Source organism: Psychrobacillus sp. Z16_25, assembly GCF_056856695.1.
Genome location: NZ_JBXEOV010000008.1, coordinates 50,598 through 65,246, shown reverse-complemented (window position 1 = coordinate 65,246; position 14,649 = coordinate 50,598). Strand labels below are relative to the sequence as shown.

At 40.4% G+C, this 14,649-nt stretch carries 15 protein-coding genes and 1 riboswitch; of the genes, 14 read left to right on the top strand and 1 reads right to left on the bottom strand.

Annotation, left to right across the window (positions count from 1 at the left end):
* Window positions 1–14: 14 nt before the first annotated feature.
* The 9 genes from AC1VU3_RS10250 (at window position 15) to AC1VU3_RS10210 (ending at window position 8,249) form a co-directional block, all read left to right on the top strand.
* A complete protein-coding gene (locus AC1VU3_RS10250) occupies window positions 15–1,190 on the top strand; it encodes an acetyl-CoA C-acetyltransferase (protein ID WP_480388488.1) in 1,176 nt (391 codons plus the stop codon).
* A gap of 196 nt (window positions 1,191–1,386) precedes the next feature.
* Entirely contained in the window at window positions 1,387–3,168 is a 1,782-nt protein-coding gene (locus AC1VU3_RS10245) for an acyl-CoA dehydrogenase family protein (RefSeq protein WP_482983402.1), read from the top strand.
* Window positions 3,169–3,936: 768 nt separating this feature from the next.
* Window positions 3,937–4,299: an arsenate reductase family protein gene (locus AC1VU3_RS10240; RefSeq protein ID WP_482983401.1), complete on the top strand. Its 363-nt coding sequence runs from the start codon at window positions 3,937–3,939 to the stop codon at window positions 4,297–4,299.
* Window positions 4,300–4,372: 73 nt separating this feature from the next.
* A complete protein-coding gene (gene gcvH / locus AC1VU3_RS10235; RefSeq protein ID WP_480388485.1) occupies window positions 4,373–4,753 on the top strand; it encodes a glycine cleavage system protein GcvH in 381 nt (126 codons plus the stop codon).
* Window positions 4,754–4,830: 77 nt separating this feature from the next.
* The gene (locus AC1VU3_RS10230) at window positions 4,831–5,181 is read left to right on the top strand and encodes a toprim domain-containing protein (protein WP_480388484.1); all 351 of its coding nucleotides are present in this window, start codon (window positions 4,831–4,833) and stop codon (window positions 5,179–5,181) included.
* Between the two features lie 12 nt (window positions 5,182–5,193).
* Entirely contained in the window at window positions 5,194–5,505 is a 312-nt protein-coding gene (locus AC1VU3_RS10225) for a thioredoxin family protein (protein ID WP_480388483.1), read from the top strand.
* Between the two features lie 48 nt (window positions 5,506–5,553).
* A riboswitch (SAM riboswitch) is annotated at window positions 5,554–5,659 on the top strand.
* A gap of 86 nt (window positions 5,660–5,745) precedes the next feature.
* On the top strand, window positions 5,746–6,771 hold the full coding sequence (locus tag AC1VU3_RS10220) for a methionine ABC transporter ATP-binding protein (protein ID WP_482983400.1): 1,026 nt from the start codon (window positions 5,746–5,748) through the stop codon (window positions 6,769–6,771).
* Entirely contained in the window at window positions 6,764–7,432 is a 669-nt protein-coding gene (locus tag AC1VU3_RS10215) for a methionine ABC transporter permease (RefSeq protein ID WP_480388481.1), read from the top strand. Before AC1VU3_RS10220 ends, AC1VU3_RS10215 begins: the two co-directional genes overlap by 8 nt.
* Window positions 7,433–7,445: 13 nt before the next feature.
* Window positions 7,446–8,249 carry a MetQ/NlpA family ABC transporter substrate-binding protein gene (locus AC1VU3_RS10210; RefSeq protein ID WP_482983399.1) on the top strand — a complete coding sequence of 268 codons (804 nt, stop codon included), beginning with the start codon at window positions 7,446–7,448 and terminating at the stop codon, window positions 8,247–8,249.
* Between the two features lie 470 nt (window positions 8,250–8,719).
* Here AC1VU3_RS10210 and AC1VU3_RS10205 read toward each other — a convergent pair whose 3' ends face one another.
* Window positions 8,720–10,021 (bottom strand): NCS2 family permease, encoded by a 1,302-nt coding sequence (locus AC1VU3_RS10205; RefSeq protein WP_480388690.1) that lies wholly within the window; start codon window positions 10,019–10,021, stop codon window positions 8,720–8,722.
* 253 nt (window positions 10,022–10,274) lie between these two features.
* Here AC1VU3_RS10205 and AC1VU3_RS10200 point away from each other — a divergent pair, with 253 nt between their 5' ends.
* The 5 genes from AC1VU3_RS10200 to sufU all read left to right on the top strand — a co-directional run bounded on the left by AC1VU3_RS10200 (window position 10,275) and on the right by sufU (window position 14,641).
* Window positions 10,275–10,451, top strand: coding sequence for a YuzK family famiily protein (locus AC1VU3_RS10200; RefSeq protein WP_482983398.1), 177 nt, complete (start codon window positions 10,275–10,277; stop codon window positions 10,449–10,451).
* 428 nt (window positions 10,452–10,879) lie between these two features.
* Window positions 10,880–11,659 carry a Fe-S cluster assembly ATPase SufC gene (sufC, locus tag AC1VU3_RS10195; protein WP_482983397.1) on the top strand — a complete coding sequence of 260 codons (780 nt, stop codon included), beginning with the start codon at window positions 10,880–10,882 and terminating at the stop codon, window positions 11,657–11,659.
* An 18-nt stretch (window positions 11,660–11,677) separates the two neighbouring features.
* Window positions 11,678–12,985 carry a Fe-S cluster assembly protein SufD gene (gene sufD / locus AC1VU3_RS10190; protein ID WP_480388477.1) on the top strand — a complete coding sequence of 436 codons (1,308 nt, stop codon included), beginning with the start codon at window positions 11,678–11,680 and terminating at the stop codon, window positions 12,983–12,985.
* Complete coding sequence (locus AC1VU3_RS10185) at window positions 12,985–14,217, top strand: cysteine desulfurase (protein ID WP_482983396.1); 1,233 nt, start codon at window positions 12,985–12,987, stop codon at window positions 14,215–14,217. Before sufD ends, AC1VU3_RS10185 begins: the two co-directional genes overlap by 1 nt.
* Entirely contained in the window at window positions 14,207–14,641 is a 435-nt protein-coding gene (gene sufU / locus AC1VU3_RS10180) for a Fe-S cluster assembly sulfur transfer protein SufU (protein ID WP_480388475.1), read from the top strand. Before AC1VU3_RS10185 ends, sufU begins: the two co-directional genes overlap by 11 nt.
* Window positions 14,642–14,649: the final 8 nt, after the last annotated feature.

Genomic DNA, 14,649 nt, shown 5'->3' with positions numbered 1-14,649 from the left:
AAGGAGGAGAACTCATGCGTGAGGCAGTTATCGTAGCAGGTGCTAGAACACCGGTTGGAAAAGCGAAAAAAGGATCCTTGGCAACTGTACGACCAGATGATTTTGGAGCGTTAGTAATAAAGGAAACATTAAATAGAGCGGGCGGTTATGACGGCCCAATAGATGACTTGATTTTAGGATGTGCAATGCCTGAGGCGGAGCAAGGGATGAACGTAGCTCGTAATATCGGCGCGCTAGCTGGTCTTCCGGATACAACATCAGCAATTACAGTAAACCGTTTCTGCTCCTCTGGCTTACAATCCATCGCATATGCTTCTGAGCGTATCATGCTTGGAGCAGCAGAAGCGATTATTGCAGGCGGGGTTGAGTCAATGAGTATGGTACCTATGATGGGGAATACCATTCGTCCAAATCCGAAGCTAGCAGAAACAGCTCCTCAATACTATATGGGAATGGGCCACACTGCTGAGCAAGTGGCAAATAAGTATAACGTAAGCCGTGAGGACCAAGACGCATTTGCGGTTCGCTCCCATGAGCTTGCAGCTGCGGCAATCGCATCTGGCAAATTCAAGGATGAAATCGTGCCTGTAGAAGTAATCAAGCATTTTGTAGATGCAAATAACAAACAGCAAACGAAAAAAGTGATGTTCGAGATGGATGAGGGTGTACGTCCAGGAACGTCCTTAGAAACATTAGCGAAGCTACGTCCTGCATTTAACGTCCGTGGATCGGTAACAGCAGGTAATGCCTCTCAAACGTCTGACGGTGCCGGAGCGGTGCTAGTTATGGACCGTGAAGTAGCAGAAGCGCAAGGCCTAAAGCCAATCGCTAAGTTCCGTTCCTTTGCTACTGGTGGAGTTGCACCAGATGTGATGGGAATCGGACCGATTGTAGCCGTACCAAAGGCATTGAAGCTTGCTGGATTATCGATTGAGGATATCGATATTTGGGAAATAAACGAAGCATTCGCTTCCCAATCTATCCAAGTAGTTCGTCATTTAGGAATCGATATAGATAAGGTGAATGTAAACGGCGGAGCAATCGCTTTAGGTCATCCACTAGGGGCAACAGGAACAATTCTAACGCTAAAAATGATGAGTGAATTGAAGCGCCAAGGGAAGCAATTCGGTGTCGTTACAATGTGTATCGGCGGCGGAATGGGCGCAGCAGGAGTATTTGAGCTTCTTTAATTAAGAAGAAAAGCGCAAGCGCCTATGTCTGCCCCGACAAGCAAATGGGGATTGGTGAGGATGGAAGGAAAACTAAGAACGTCACATCGTGTGACAACGTTTTCCTGACCAACATCCTGTTGGCCCTCGAGGGGCAAGGCGCTGGAGCTGGACAATTATCATCAAAAATCTTTTTATACAATAGGAGGAAGAGAAAATGACACAAGTTCAAGACGTAGTAAAGGGTGGAAGCTTCTTAATAGAAGATATTGAAGCAGAACGTGTATTCACACCAGAGGATTTTACAGAAGAACAAAAGATGATTGCAAAAACAACAGAGGAATTCGTTGCAAATGAAGTGCTTCCTGTAGTGGAAAACTTAGAGCACCATGAATTTGAACACTCTGTACGTCTATTAAAATCTGCTGGAGACCTTGGTCTTCTTGCGGCGGATATTCCTGAAGCATATGATGGGCTTGGCCTAGACAAAATTTCTTCTGCTTTAATTGCAGAAAAAATGTCTGTAGCTGGTGGCTTCTCTATTACTCACGGTGCTCACGTAGGAATCGGTACACTACCAATCGTACTTTTCGGTAACGAAGATCAAAAGAAAAAATACTTACCAAACTCCGCTTCCGGAGCTAAAATCTCTGCTTATGCATTAACAGAGCCAGGTTCAGGTTCGGATGCACTAGGTGCGAAAACAACTGCGAAATTAAATGAGGCAGGTACTCACTACATCCTTAACGGAGAAAAGCAATGGATCACAAACGCAGGTTTTGCTGATGTATTTGTTGTATATGCGAAAGTAGATGGAGACAAATTCACTGCATTTATCGTAGAAAGAAACTTCCCAGGTGTATCTGTTGGTGCAGAAGAAAAGAAAATGGGGATTAAATCCTCTTCTACTCGTACATTAATTCTTGAAGATGCAGAAGTACCAGTAGAAAACCTATTAGGTGAAATTGGACGCGGTCATATTATCGCTTTCAACATTCTAAACATCGGACGTTACAAATTAGGTGTAGGAACAATTGGTGGATCTAAGCGTGCGTTAGAATTAGCGATTTCTTATTCTAACCAACGTCAACAATTTAAGACGCCAATCTCTTCCTTCAACTTAACTAAGCAAAAATTAGCTACGATGGCTTCTAAGCTATATGCAACAGAAAGCTTGATCTACCGTACAGTTGGTTACTTTGAGGACCGTATGAGTCAATTAAGTGAAGAAGAGCAAAAAGACGGAAGCAAAATTGCTGCTGCAATTGCTGAATATGCAATTGAGTGCTCTATCAACAAAGTAGTAGGTTCTGAGGTTCTAGATTATATTGCAGACGAAGCGGTTCAGTTACATGGTGGATATGGCTTCATGCAAGAGTATGAGGTAGAGCGCATTTACCGTGATTCTCGTATCAACCGTATCTTCGAAGGTACGAACGAGATCAACCGTTTAATCGTTCCAGGTACATTCTTGAAGAAAGCGATGAAGGGCGAGCTTCCATTACTTCAAAAAGCACAAGGTCTTCAAGAAGAGCTTCTGATGATGATGCCGGAAGAAATTAGCGACGAGCCACTAGCACAAGAAAAAGTATTAGTTGCAAACGCGAAGAAAATCGGTCTATTAGCTGCTGGTATGGCTGCACAACGCTTTGGCGCTAAATTAGAAGCAGAACAAGAAGTCCTAGTAAACATTGCAAACATCGCAAACAACGTATTTGCAATGGAGTCAGCAGTGCTTCGTACAGAAAAAGCAATCAACCGCAGTGGAGCAGAAAAAGCTTCTCAAAAGCTACTTTACACAGAAATCTTCTGCCAAGAAGCATTTGATGAAATCGAAAAAGCTGCAAAAGAAACACTGATCGCTTCTGTTGAAGGTGACAACCTGCGTATGATGCTTTCTGCACTTCGCAAGCTAACACGCTACACTCCTTACAACGTAATCGAGAAAAAGCGCCAAGCTTCCGTGAAGCTAATAGAAGCAGAAAAATTCGTTGTTTAATCATTAGTTATCAGGAAGGTCTCTCAATGGAGACCTTCTTTTTACATAAAGCGGTTGATTTCCGTTCTGGCTGGACGCTTTCCTGGGGGCGCGGCTTCGGGACAACAGGATGTTGTTCAGGAAAACGTTGGCACACGATGTGCCGTTCTTAGTTTTCCATCTTGTTTCGGATGCTTCCGAAACAATTGGATTTTCCGCACGCGCTTATCCCCTAGGAGTCGCCAGCCGACACTTCAATCAACTTTTTCTTATATGTCACCCACAATTTATAGTGATGACCCTGACAACCCAAGTAAATCAAGCACTGACGCAAGTAACAGATCCATAACCGTAAGTAACCGATAAGCCTGTGCAAGTAACAATCACAGGCTCGCAAGTAACAGCAGGCGAACCGTAAGTAATGGTAGAATATTGGGAAATGAAGAACGGGTTGTAAGTAAATCGGTGACTATATGGTGCGATTTGGATGGTATAAGCGCATATTCAAAAAAGTAGTAAAAATCGGCTGATTTGATTGACAACCGCAAGTAAATCAGACACTACCGCCAGAAACAGCCCCATAACCGCAAGTAACCAATGAGCCTGCGCAAGTAACATACACAGCATCGCAAGTAACCGCAGGCGAACCGCAAGTAATGGTAGAAACTTGCCAAACTAATCCACCATTAGAAAACCGGCCATTCTCCCCGTAATTTACTCATCTACCGTTATATGGCTTGCTCAAGAAGGAGAGAATGAGTATGATAAAAAGAAAAAGGGTGAGATCAAATGAAGATACAATACTACGGTTACCCAAAGTGCAGTACATGCAACAAAGCGAGTAAATGGTTAAAAGATAATAATGTTGATTTTGAGAATCACCATATTGTCGACAATCCGCCTTCAAAGGATTTATTAGAAGAAATCGTAGATAAAAGTAACATAGAATTAAAGAAATTTTTTAATACAAGTGGAATGAAATATAGAGAGCTTCAGCTGAAGGACAAGCTTCCGAATATGTCTAAGGATGAACAGCTTACATTGCTTGCATCAGATGGCATGCTCATTAAACGTCCGCTTGTGTATGACGGGAAAAATGTAACGCTCGGTTTCAAGGAAGACGAGTTTGAGAAAACGTGGAAAAACAAGTAAATCACCTTGTTTTTACTATAAAAGTATGTGAATATAATAGTAGAATGTATAATTTTTGGAGAGGGGTATATAAATGAGCACACCTAAAGATTTAAAGTACTCAGCGGATCATGAATGGGTAAAAGTAGAGGATGGAAAAGCTAAAATCGGAATTACTCATTTTGCACAATCCGAGCTTGGAGATATCGTTTTCGTTGAGCTTCCACAGGTTGGCGACGAAATCAAAGCTGGAGATCCTTTCGGAAGCGTAGAATCTGTAAAAACGGTTTCTGAGTTATATGCACCTATCAGTGGAAAAGTGGTTGAGGTTAATACTGAGTTAGAGGATAGCCCCGAATTTGTAAACGAATCACCTTACGAAAATGCATGGATGATTGTAATCGAGCCAGCAGATTTGGAAGAAGTTGAGAGTTTACTTAGCCCTGAAAAATACGATGAACTAATAGCAGAGTAATAATCAAAGCGCCGGTTAATATCGGTGCTTTTTTCATATAATAAAGGTAAAGGGAAGAAGTAAGGAGAGAAGCAGCTATGACTACTATTTTTAGTAACCAAGTTATTCTTGTTGAAGGAAGGTCAGATAAGCTTCAGCTTTTAACACTTCTAGATGAACCAACCGAAATTATATGTACAAACGGTACGATATCCAATGTGAAATTAGAGGAGCTTCTTAGTCCTTATGATGGACTTCCGATTTATGCATTTCTGGATGCCGATAAGTCTGGAGAACAAATTAGATCAATCGTAAGAAAAGAATATCCCGAGGCTATACATCTCTATACAAACCCAATGTATGGAGAAGTGGCAAATACACCGATGAAGGTTTTGGCATCTATTTTGAAACGTGTTAATATAAAGGTGAAAAAAGAATTCTTAGTATAGGAAGATGCCTTTATGAATGAATGGACACGCAAGGAATGGGAAGCGAACAAAAACCAATCAAACATGACCTTGTTTTATTTATATACACCCATGTGCGGAACCTGCCAGGTGGCCCATAAAATGATGGAGGTTGTCCAAGAACTTGTGGATGTTCCTATAGGCCAGGCTAACATTAATTTTATCCAAGAAGTGGCCAAAGACTATCAAATTGAAAGCGTTCCTTGTCTTTTAATCACGAAAGATGGAGCGGTTGTTCGAAAAATTTATGCTTTTCAATCTGTTCCCTATTTAATAGAAACTATTAAAAGTATTGACGTAGATTAATAATAATGATAATATGCAGTATACTATATGTGAATTAAATAAAACTAACTCTTATTAAGAGAGGCAGAGGGAAGTGCCCGATGAAGCCTCGGCAACCGTCATGAAAATGAAATGGTGCCAAATCACACAAAGCAGAAGCTTTGAAAAATGAGAGAATGGATGAATGGTATTTATTGTTACCTACACCCCTTCTGCTCTTTTGCAGAAGGGTTTTTTTGATAGAAAGGCGGACAGGTTTACATGATAAGTTTAAAGGGAGTCTCGAAAAAGTTTGCTACAAAAAACGGAGAAATCGTGGCAGTAGATAATGTAAATCTTGAAATTAAATCTGGAGAGATTTTCGGGATAATAGGGTACAGTGGTGCGGGAAAAAGTACAATGATTCGTTTGTTGAATGGTCTAGAAAAACCATCAGAAGGGCAAATTATCGTAAACAATCAAGAAATAACAGCAATCAGTGAGGATAAGCTCAGACACTTCAGACAAAAGGTAAGCATGATCTTCCAGCATTTCAACCTTCTTTGGTCTAGAACGGTTGCAGAGAATATTGAATTCCCACTAGAAATTGCAGGGGTATCTAAAGAAAAGCGAGCAGCACGTGTCAAGGAGCTTCTAGAATTAGTTGGGTTAGAGGGAAGAGGAGATTCTTACCCTTCACAGCTTTCAGGAGGCCAGAAACAGCGCGTTGGGATAGCGAGGGCTCTTGCCAATGGTCCAGAGGTATTGCTATGTGACGAAGCTACTTCTGCGCTTGACCCAGAAACAACAGACTCTATTTTAGATTTACTAGTAGATATTAATGAAAAGCTCGGGCTTACTATTGTGTTAATTACTCACGAAATGCAGGTTATCCAAAAAATCTGTAATCGAGTTGCGGTTATGGAAAAAGGAAAAATTGTAGAGCTAGGAGATGTCCTGCAGGTTTTCCAAAAGCCACAGGCACCTATTACAAAACGATTTGTCTCACAGATATCTGACTCCAATCAGCCTACTCAAACTATTCGCAATCTAAGGGAGCTCTATCCAAATGGTAAGTTGGTAAAGCTTGTTTTTGTAGGAGAACAAACGGAGCAACCAATTCTATCTAGATTAATTAAGCAAATGGATTTAGAGGTCAATATTGTTCAAGGCAATATCTCTCATACACAAGGAGGGGCCTTTGGTACGCTGATTCTTCACCTAGAAGGAAAAGAAAAGGCTATTAAGCAAGCGATTGACTTTATCCATGCTCAAAAGATTCATACGGAGGTGATTCCTCATGCTTGAAACATTACTTCCGAATGTGGATTGGCCTAAAATGTGGGAAGCAACATGGGAAACAGTATATATGACAGGAGTTTCTACTCTGCTTACGGCTATCTTAGGATTAGCCTTAGGACTTCTCTTGTTTTTAACAAGCCCCCATCAAGCATGGGCAAACAAGCTAGCTAACTGGCTAACTGGAGCGGTGGTAAATATATTCCGATCCATACCATTTATAATTCTAATAATCCTGTTAATCCCGTTCACAACGTTTTTAATCGGTACGATGAGAGGACCAAATGCAGCATTTCCTGCATTGGTGATTGGTGCAGCACCCTTCTATGCGAGACTAGTATTAATTGCATTAAGGGAAATCGATAAAGGCGTGCTAGAAGCTGCCAAGGCAATGGGAGCAAAAACTTCCACAATTATCTGGAAGGTGCTTCTACCGGAATCCATGCCGGCTTTAGTATCTGGGATTACAGTTACAGCGGTGGCGTTAGTTGGATACACTGCTATGGCTGGAATTATCGGAGCGGGCGGACTCGGAACGCTTGCTTTCCAAGATGGTTTTCAAAGAAGTAAAGATGATGTAACCTTCGTAGCAACCATTCTTATTCTAATATTGGTATTTATTATCCAGTGGGCTGGAGATACAATAACTGCAAAAATCGATAAACGATAAGGGAGATAGTCAAATGAAAAAGTTATTAGCAGGGTTATTCTTAACAGCAAGTACAGTGGGATTAGCAGCTTGTGGAGACGATGACAGCAACAAGTTAGTGGTAGGAGCTTCTAACGTACCGCATGCAATTATCTTAGAGGAAGCTAAACCATTGCTAGAAGAACAGGGCATCGAGCTTCAAATTGAAACATACCAAGATTATGTACTTCCAAACAAAGACTTAGAATCTGGAGAGATAGATGCAAACTACTTCCAGCATGAGCCTTATCTAAAATCACAGATTGCAGATCATGGATATGATTTCGTCAATGCGGGTGGGATTCATATCGAGCCAATCGGTCTTTATTCTAAAAAATATGATTCAATCGAAGAGCTTCCAGAAGGTGCAACTATTTTAATGAGTAATTCCGTTGCAGACCATGGACGAATTCTTGCAATGCTTGAGGACGCTGGGCTAATCACTCTAGCAGAAGAAGTGGACCGCACTGCAGCAACTATCTCCGACATCGTTGATAATCCGAAAAACCTTGAGTTTGATCCGAACTATGAGTCAGCGTTAATGGTACAGCTTTATGAAAATGAAGAAGGTGACGCTGTGCTGATCAATTCAAACTATGCAATCGATGCAGGGTTAAATCCATTAGAGGATTCCATTGCAATTGAAGAAACAGATTCACCATATGTGAACCTGATTGCAGTAAATGCTGGTGATGAAGAGGATGAGCGTATCAAAGCTTTAGTGGAAGCATTGACGTCTGAAGAAATTCAAGAGTTTATCTTAAATGAATGGGGCGGCTCTGTCGTACCAGTAAAGTAAGAAACAAACAAAAGAAGAGGTACTCTCTGCGTAATTATAAGCAGAAGGTACCTCTTCTTATTTATATCTAGTAACGGAGACGGCCGTTATTTGAAAATAGATTCTTCCAAAGGGTTAGTTCTTATTGAAATTTATTTATAAGGGGAGACATTAATTGGTTCGTAGCAGCGGCGGCGACTCCTGCGGGAGCAAGGTGGTTGGTAAGACAGCACAACCACGCGCGTCAGCGATGGGTGCTGGCTTACCTGGGGGAGGGAAAACTAAGAACGTCACATCGTGTGACAACGTTTTCCTGACCAACATCCTGTTGGCCTCCACTCCAAGCGTCCGACGATGCGGAGAACCTAAGGTTCACCTTCTTGATCGCTTACGGAGAACCCGAAGCCAAAAAATAAAAAAAACACTTATGATTCTATACGTGCAAAGAATCATAAGTGTTTCTCATTCAATTTATCCCAGTCACTTGTATATTAGTGAGGTAAAAATACTAATTGGATTGCAAACAGGATAGCGAAGATATAAAGCATTGGATGAACTTTTTTCGCTTCCCCTTTTACTATTTTTAGAATTGGGTAGAGAATAAATCCAAATGCGATACCTGTTGAAATACTAGACGTAAGCGGCATAGTTAGGATAACTAAGAATGCTGGGAATGCTTCGTCAAACTTGCTCCAGTCAATCTCCTTCACAGAACCTATCATCAACGCACCTACTATTATTAACGTCGGTGATGTTATAGCTGCTACACCTGAGATGGAGCTCACTAATGGGCCGAAGAAGGAAGCAACGATAAATAGAATAGCTACCGTTAAGCTTGTTAAACCAGTACGTCCACCAGCTGCTACTCCTGAGGAGGATTCGATATATGCCGTTGTTGGACTTGTACCAAACATAGAACCTACTGTTGTAGCAACAGAATCTGCTAGTAAAGCATGGCGAGCACGTGGCAGCTTCTCATCTTTCATTAATCCGGCTTGCTTTGCAACACCAACCATTGTACCTGTTGTATCAAATAATGTTACTAACACAAATGAAAATACAACACCATATAAACTATAAGAGATAACTTCTCCGATTGCTTCTATTGGATTCCAAACTAAAATACCCTCTGGAAGACTTGGAACAGCAACTACTTGTTCAATGTGTAATTGATTTGTCAGGATAGCTACAATTGCTGTAATAACCATACCGATAAATAACGCACCATGAACATTGCGGATCATCAAAATAACCGTAATTAGTAAACCGAATAAGGTTAACAGAACACCAGGAGAAGTTAAATCTCCTAGCCCAACAAGATTGCTTTCGTTTGCTACAATTACTTCCGCCATACGAAGTCCTAAAAAGGCGATAAATAAACCAATTCCAGCCGTAATCGCATGCTTTAAATTAGAAGGAATTACAGCTATTAGCTTTTCTCTTAGTGGTGTCAATGACAAGATAATAAAAATGATACCTGCCACGAAGACAGCGGAGAATGCAGTGATATAATCTATTTTTCCGTCTGAGGCTAAAACAACCGCATAAGTAAAGTATGCATTTAACCCCATTCCTGGTGCGATTGCGATTGGATAGTTAGCGAACAGTGCCATCCACAATGTACCGATTACTGCAGAGATAATTGTTGCCATAAATACTTGGTCAAGTGGCACGCCTGCATCAGATAATATAATTGGGTTAACTACTACAATATATACCATGGTTAAGAATGTAGTCATCCCAGCTAAAAGCTCAGTCTTTACATTTGTACCATGTTCTTTCATACGAAACATATTCATTTCTTTCCATACCTTCTTTCTTAAACACGAACGTTTTTTAGGACATTACAAATATTATTCGTTTTTAAGGTAAATTTCAATGCTTTTTACCAAAAAAAAATTATTTCTAATTTTATAAAGCCTTTATCTTATTTTTAGGATAAAAGTAATGATTTATCCATAAAATGTTTTAATTTTTGAGAGGAGGGTATCAGTGTTCTGAACACTAAAAAATGGAAAGGGATGATTCATTATCAGTACCGAAGGATTGCCTTATACACAGAGAATGGACAATGCGTTTAGAGGAGTACATGGCTTTGGGTATGACGAGTTAAGGAACAGTCAAGAATTAAGGACAAAGGTTGAACAAAGAAGACAAGAGGATCATGAAAAAAGTATGCAAATTGCTGCTAAAATAGATGCACAAGCCTTCAGAGGCTTATAGAAGTAAAAAATCCGGAAATAGTATATTTCCGGATTTTTTTATTTAATGATCCGTTAGAACCGTTTTAGATTCTACGATATGAGCTTGGTATTCATTCAAGCTCATATGAAAACCACTTTTATATACTGTGATTGAATAGTAAGAAATCATTGGCGCTTTGCCTGACGGGTAAGACGTGGATGTGAACATTTTTATTGTTATACTGACATCTATTCTCAATTAGGTCCACCTTATTGAAAATGCTTTGTAATAGATGCTGTATAAAAAATCAAGGTTTTTTATGGGAAAAAGCAAGAAATCTATTTGCCTTACATTATATAAAAGAAACTAATCCAAAAGAATTGCAAGGCTCCTCTGTTTGCGTTAAGATTAGAATGATAATAATTTAGAATGGTTTACATTCAGAGTTAAAAAATGGAGGTTATTAAATGTCGACTTTAGTTATAAAAGATTTACACGTTGCTATCGACGGTAAAGAAATCTTAAAAGGTGTTAATTTAACTATTAATACAAACGAAATCCATGCTGTAATGGGTCCAAATGGTACTGGTAAATCTACTTTGGCTTCAGCAATCATGGGTCATCCGAAATATGAAGTAACTTCAGGTTCCGTTACTCTTGACGGAGAAGATGTATTAGAAATGGAAGTGGACGAGCGTGCAAAAGCTGGTCTATTCTTAGCAATGCAATATCCAAGTGAAATCACTGGGGTAACAAATGCAGACTTCTTACGTTCAGCAATCAATGCTCGTCGTGAAGAAGGCGATGAGATTTCTCTTATGAAATTTATCCGTGAGCTAGATAACAAAATGGAATTCCTAGAAATGGATACTGACATGGCTCAGCGTTATTTAAACGAAGGATTCTCTGGTGGGGAAAAGAAACGTAACGAGATTCTTCAATTAATGATGCTTCAACCAAAATTTGCGATTCTTGATGAGATTGACTCCGGTCTAGACATCGATGCACTTAAAGTTGTTTCTAAAGGAATCAACGAAATGCGAGGAGAAGGCTTTGGTAGCTTGATTATCACTCACTACCAACGTCTACTTAACTACATCACGCCTGACCATGTACACGTAATGATGCAAGGTCGCGTAGTTAAATCTGGTGGTCCTGAGCTTGCTCATAAACTTGAAGCACAAGGATATGACTGGATTAAAGAAGAGTTAGGCATCGAAGACGAGACAGTTGGACAAGAAGCATAAGAAAGGGGACGCATACAAATGACGGTTGAAACAAAATTGGCATTAACCGAACAGGATATTCGCTCCTTTTCAGAAGGTCACCAAGAACCAAGCTGGATGACGGAGCTACGTCTACAAGCATTCGGTCAATTGGAAACACTTGCAATGCCAACTCCAGATAAAACGAAAATTGATAAATGGAACTTCTTAGAGTTCCCAACACATTCTGTAGAGAGCCAAGCTTATGCTTCCTTAGATGAACTTCCTGAAGAAGTGAAAGCTATTGTAAATACAGAAGAACAAAAAAATATTTACATCCAACGCAATAACACACCAGCTTATGTAGCTCTTACAGAAGAGTTAAAAGCAAAAGGTGTTATTCTTACAGATATCCACACTGCTGCTCGCGAGCATGGGGAATTAGTACAACAGTATTTCATGACTGATGGCGTAAAAGTAAACGAGCATAAGCTTACTGCTTTACATGCGGCGCTATTAAATGGTGGGGTGTTTGTTTACGTTCCTAAAAATGTCGTGATTGAAGAGCCAATTCAAGTTGTGTACCTACATGACAACGATACAGCTTCTTTATTCAACCATACATTATTGGTAGCAGATGAGAATAGCTCTGTTGTTTATGTAGAAAACTATCTTTCAACAGTAGAAAAGACAAATGGCTTAGCGAACATAATTTCTGAGGTTATCGTGAAGGATAACGCTAAAGTGACATTCGGTACTGTGGACGTTCTAGCAGAAGGCTTTACTACTTATGTGAACCGTCGTGGTGTAACTAGCCGTGACGCGATTATAGAGTGGGCACTTGGCATGATGAACGATAGCGACACGATTTCTGAAAATGTTACCCACTTAGTTGGAGACAATTCAGAAGGGCATGTAAAGATGGTAGTTGTAGGTCGTGGAAAACAAAAACAAAACTTCACGACGAAAGTAATTCACTGGGGCAAACATACAGAAGGTCAAATTCTGAAACACGGTGTAATGAAAGACGAAGCATCTTCTATCTTCAATGGTATTGGGAAAATTGAATACGGTGCTACAAAATCAAATGCAGAGCAAGAGTCTCGTGTACTTATGTTAAGCGAAAAAGCCCGTGGAGATGCTAACCCAATCCTATTGATTGACGAGGACGATGTAACAGCAGGTCACGCAGCTTCTGTAGGACGCGTAGATCCACTTCAGTTGTATTATTTAATGAGCCGCGGTATTTCGAAACAAGAGGCTGAGCGCCTAGTAATTCACGGATTCCTAGCACCAGTAGTAAATGAACTACCAATCGAAGGCGTTAAGAAACAGCTGACGGAGGTAATTGAAAGGAAAGTTCGCTAATGATCGATATTAAAGAGATTCGAAGCTATTTTCCCATCCTTAATCAAGAAATCAATGGTCATCCATTGGTATATTTAGATAGTGCAGCAACCTCTCAAAAGCCTGTTCAAGTAATTGAAGCTTTGAGAAAGTACTATGAGTTTGATAACTCCAACGTGCACCGAGGTGTGCATACACTTGGAAATCGTGCTACGGAAAGCTACGAAGGGGCGCGTGAAAACGTTCGCCGCTTCATCAATGCAAAGAGCACGAAAGAAATTATCTTTACTCGCGGCACGACTACAGGTATCAACACTGTTGCTCGTAGCTACGGGCTAGCTAATCTTCAAGAGGGTGACGAAATTGTTATCACTTATATGGAACACCATTCAAATATTATTCCTTGGCAACAACTTGCTAAGGAAACTGGTGCGACATTAAAGTATATTGACCTTGAAGAGGATGGCACTTTATCACTTGAGAAGGTTCGTGCTACAATAACTGATAACACAAAAATTGTGTCTGTTGTTTATGTTTCCAATGTCCTTGGAACGATGAACCCTATTAAGGAAATTACACAAATTGCTCACCAGCATGGTGCTGTAATGGTTGTTGATGGGGCACAGGCTGCTCCGCATCTTAAACTGGATGTACAGGATCTCGATTGCGATTTTCTAGCTTTTTCAGGTCATAAAATGTGTGGACCTACCGGTATCGGTGTGCTCTATGGTAAAAAAGCCTTGCTAGAAAAAATGGAACCAATTGAATTTGGTGGAGAGATGATTGACTTTGTAGGCTTGCAAGAGTCTACTTGGAAGGAGCTTCCTTGGAAATTTGAAGGTGGTACTCCAATCATCGCAGGAGCAATCGGATTATCTGCTGCAATCGACTTTTTGGAGGAAATTGGCCTAGAAGAGATCGAGAAGCATGAACATCGGTTAGCTGCTTATGCCATGGATAAGATGTCTACAATTGATGGCCTAACTATTTACGGTCCACAAGACCCGAAGGCAAGAGCTGGCATTGTAACATTTAATTTAGATGAAGTACACCCTCACGATGTTGCAACAGTCCTAGATATGAATGGTATTGCTATTCGTGCAGGACATCACTGTGCACAGCCATTGATGAAATGGCTGAAAGCTACTGCAACGGCTAGAGCAAGCTTCTATGTATATAACTCAGAGGAAGATGTTGACTTGCTAGTTGCTGGCTTACGTACTGCAAAGGAGTATTTTGGAGATGTCTTCTAATAACTTAGATCAACTTTATCGTCAGGTGATTATGGATCATTATAAAAATCCTCGAAACAAAGGAAGTATCGAGGATGGAGCACTGACAATTGATATGAATAACCCTACCTGTGGAGATCGCATTCATTTAACCCTTCAAATAGAAGACGGAAAAGTAAAAGATGCGAAGTACGACGGAGAGGGATGTTCTATCTCCATGTCTTCCGCTTCTATGATGACTCAAGCGATTAAAGGAAAGAGTGTGAATGAGGCGCTAAAGCTTTCAGAAATCTTTTCTGATATGATGCTTGGAAAAGACTATGATGATTCCATAGACTTGGGTGACATTGAAGCCCTAGCTGGAGTTTCTAAGTTCCCAGCTCGTATCAAGTGTGCAACACTTGCATGGAAGGCTATGGAAAAAGGCGTTTCAGAAGAAAAATAATAGCAAGA

Coding starts and splice junctions, on each gene's coding strand:
- AC1VU3_RS10250 (WP_480388488.1), top strand. CDS start 15: ATGCGTGAGGCAGTTATCGTAGCAGGTGCTAGAACACCGGTTGGAAAA.
- AC1VU3_RS10245 (WP_482983402.1), top strand. CDS start 1,387: ATGACACAAGTTCAAGACGTAGTAAAGGGTGGAAGCTTCTTAATAGAA.
- AC1VU3_RS10240 (WP_482983401.1), top strand. CDS start 3,937: ATGAAGATACAATACTACGGTTACCCAAAGTGCAGTACATGCAACAAA.
- gcvH (WP_480388485.1), top strand. CDS start 4,373: ATGAGCACACCTAAAGATTTAAAGTACTCAGCGGATCATGAATGGGTA.
- AC1VU3_RS10230 (WP_480388484.1), top strand. CDS start 4,831: ATGACTACTATTTTTAGTAACCAAGTTATTCTTGTTGAAGGAAGGTCA.
- AC1VU3_RS10225 (WP_480388483.1), top strand. CDS start 5,194: ATGAATGAATGGACACGCAAGGAATGGGAAGCGAACAAAAACCAATCA.
- AC1VU3_RS10220 (WP_482983400.1), top strand. CDS start 5,746: ATGATAAGTTTAAAGGGAGTCTCGAAAAAGTTTGCTACAAAAAACGGA.
- AC1VU3_RS10215 (WP_480388481.1), top strand. CDS start 6,764: ATGCTTGAAACATTACTTCCGAATGTGGATTGGCCTAAAATGTGGGAA.
- AC1VU3_RS10210 (WP_482983399.1), top strand. CDS start 7,446: ATGAAAAAGTTATTAGCAGGGTTATTCTTAACAGCAAGTACAGTGGGA.
- AC1VU3_RS10205 (WP_480388690.1), bottom strand. CDS start 10,021: ATGTTTCGTATGAAAGAACATGGTACAAATGTAAAGACTGAGCTTTTA.
- sufC (WP_482983397.1), top strand. CDS start 10,880: ATGTCGACTTTAGTTATAAAAGATTTACACGTTGCTATCGACGGTAAA.
- sufD (WP_480388477.1), top strand. CDS start 11,678: ATGACGGTTGAAACAAAATTGGCATTAACCGAACAGGATATTCGCTCC.
- AC1VU3_RS10185 (WP_482983396.1), top strand. CDS start 12,985: ATGATCGATATTAAAGAGATTCGAAGCTATTTTCCCATCCTTAATCAA.
- sufU (WP_480388475.1), top strand. CDS start 14,207: ATGTCTTCTAATAACTTAGATCAACTTTATCGTCAGGTGATTATGGAT.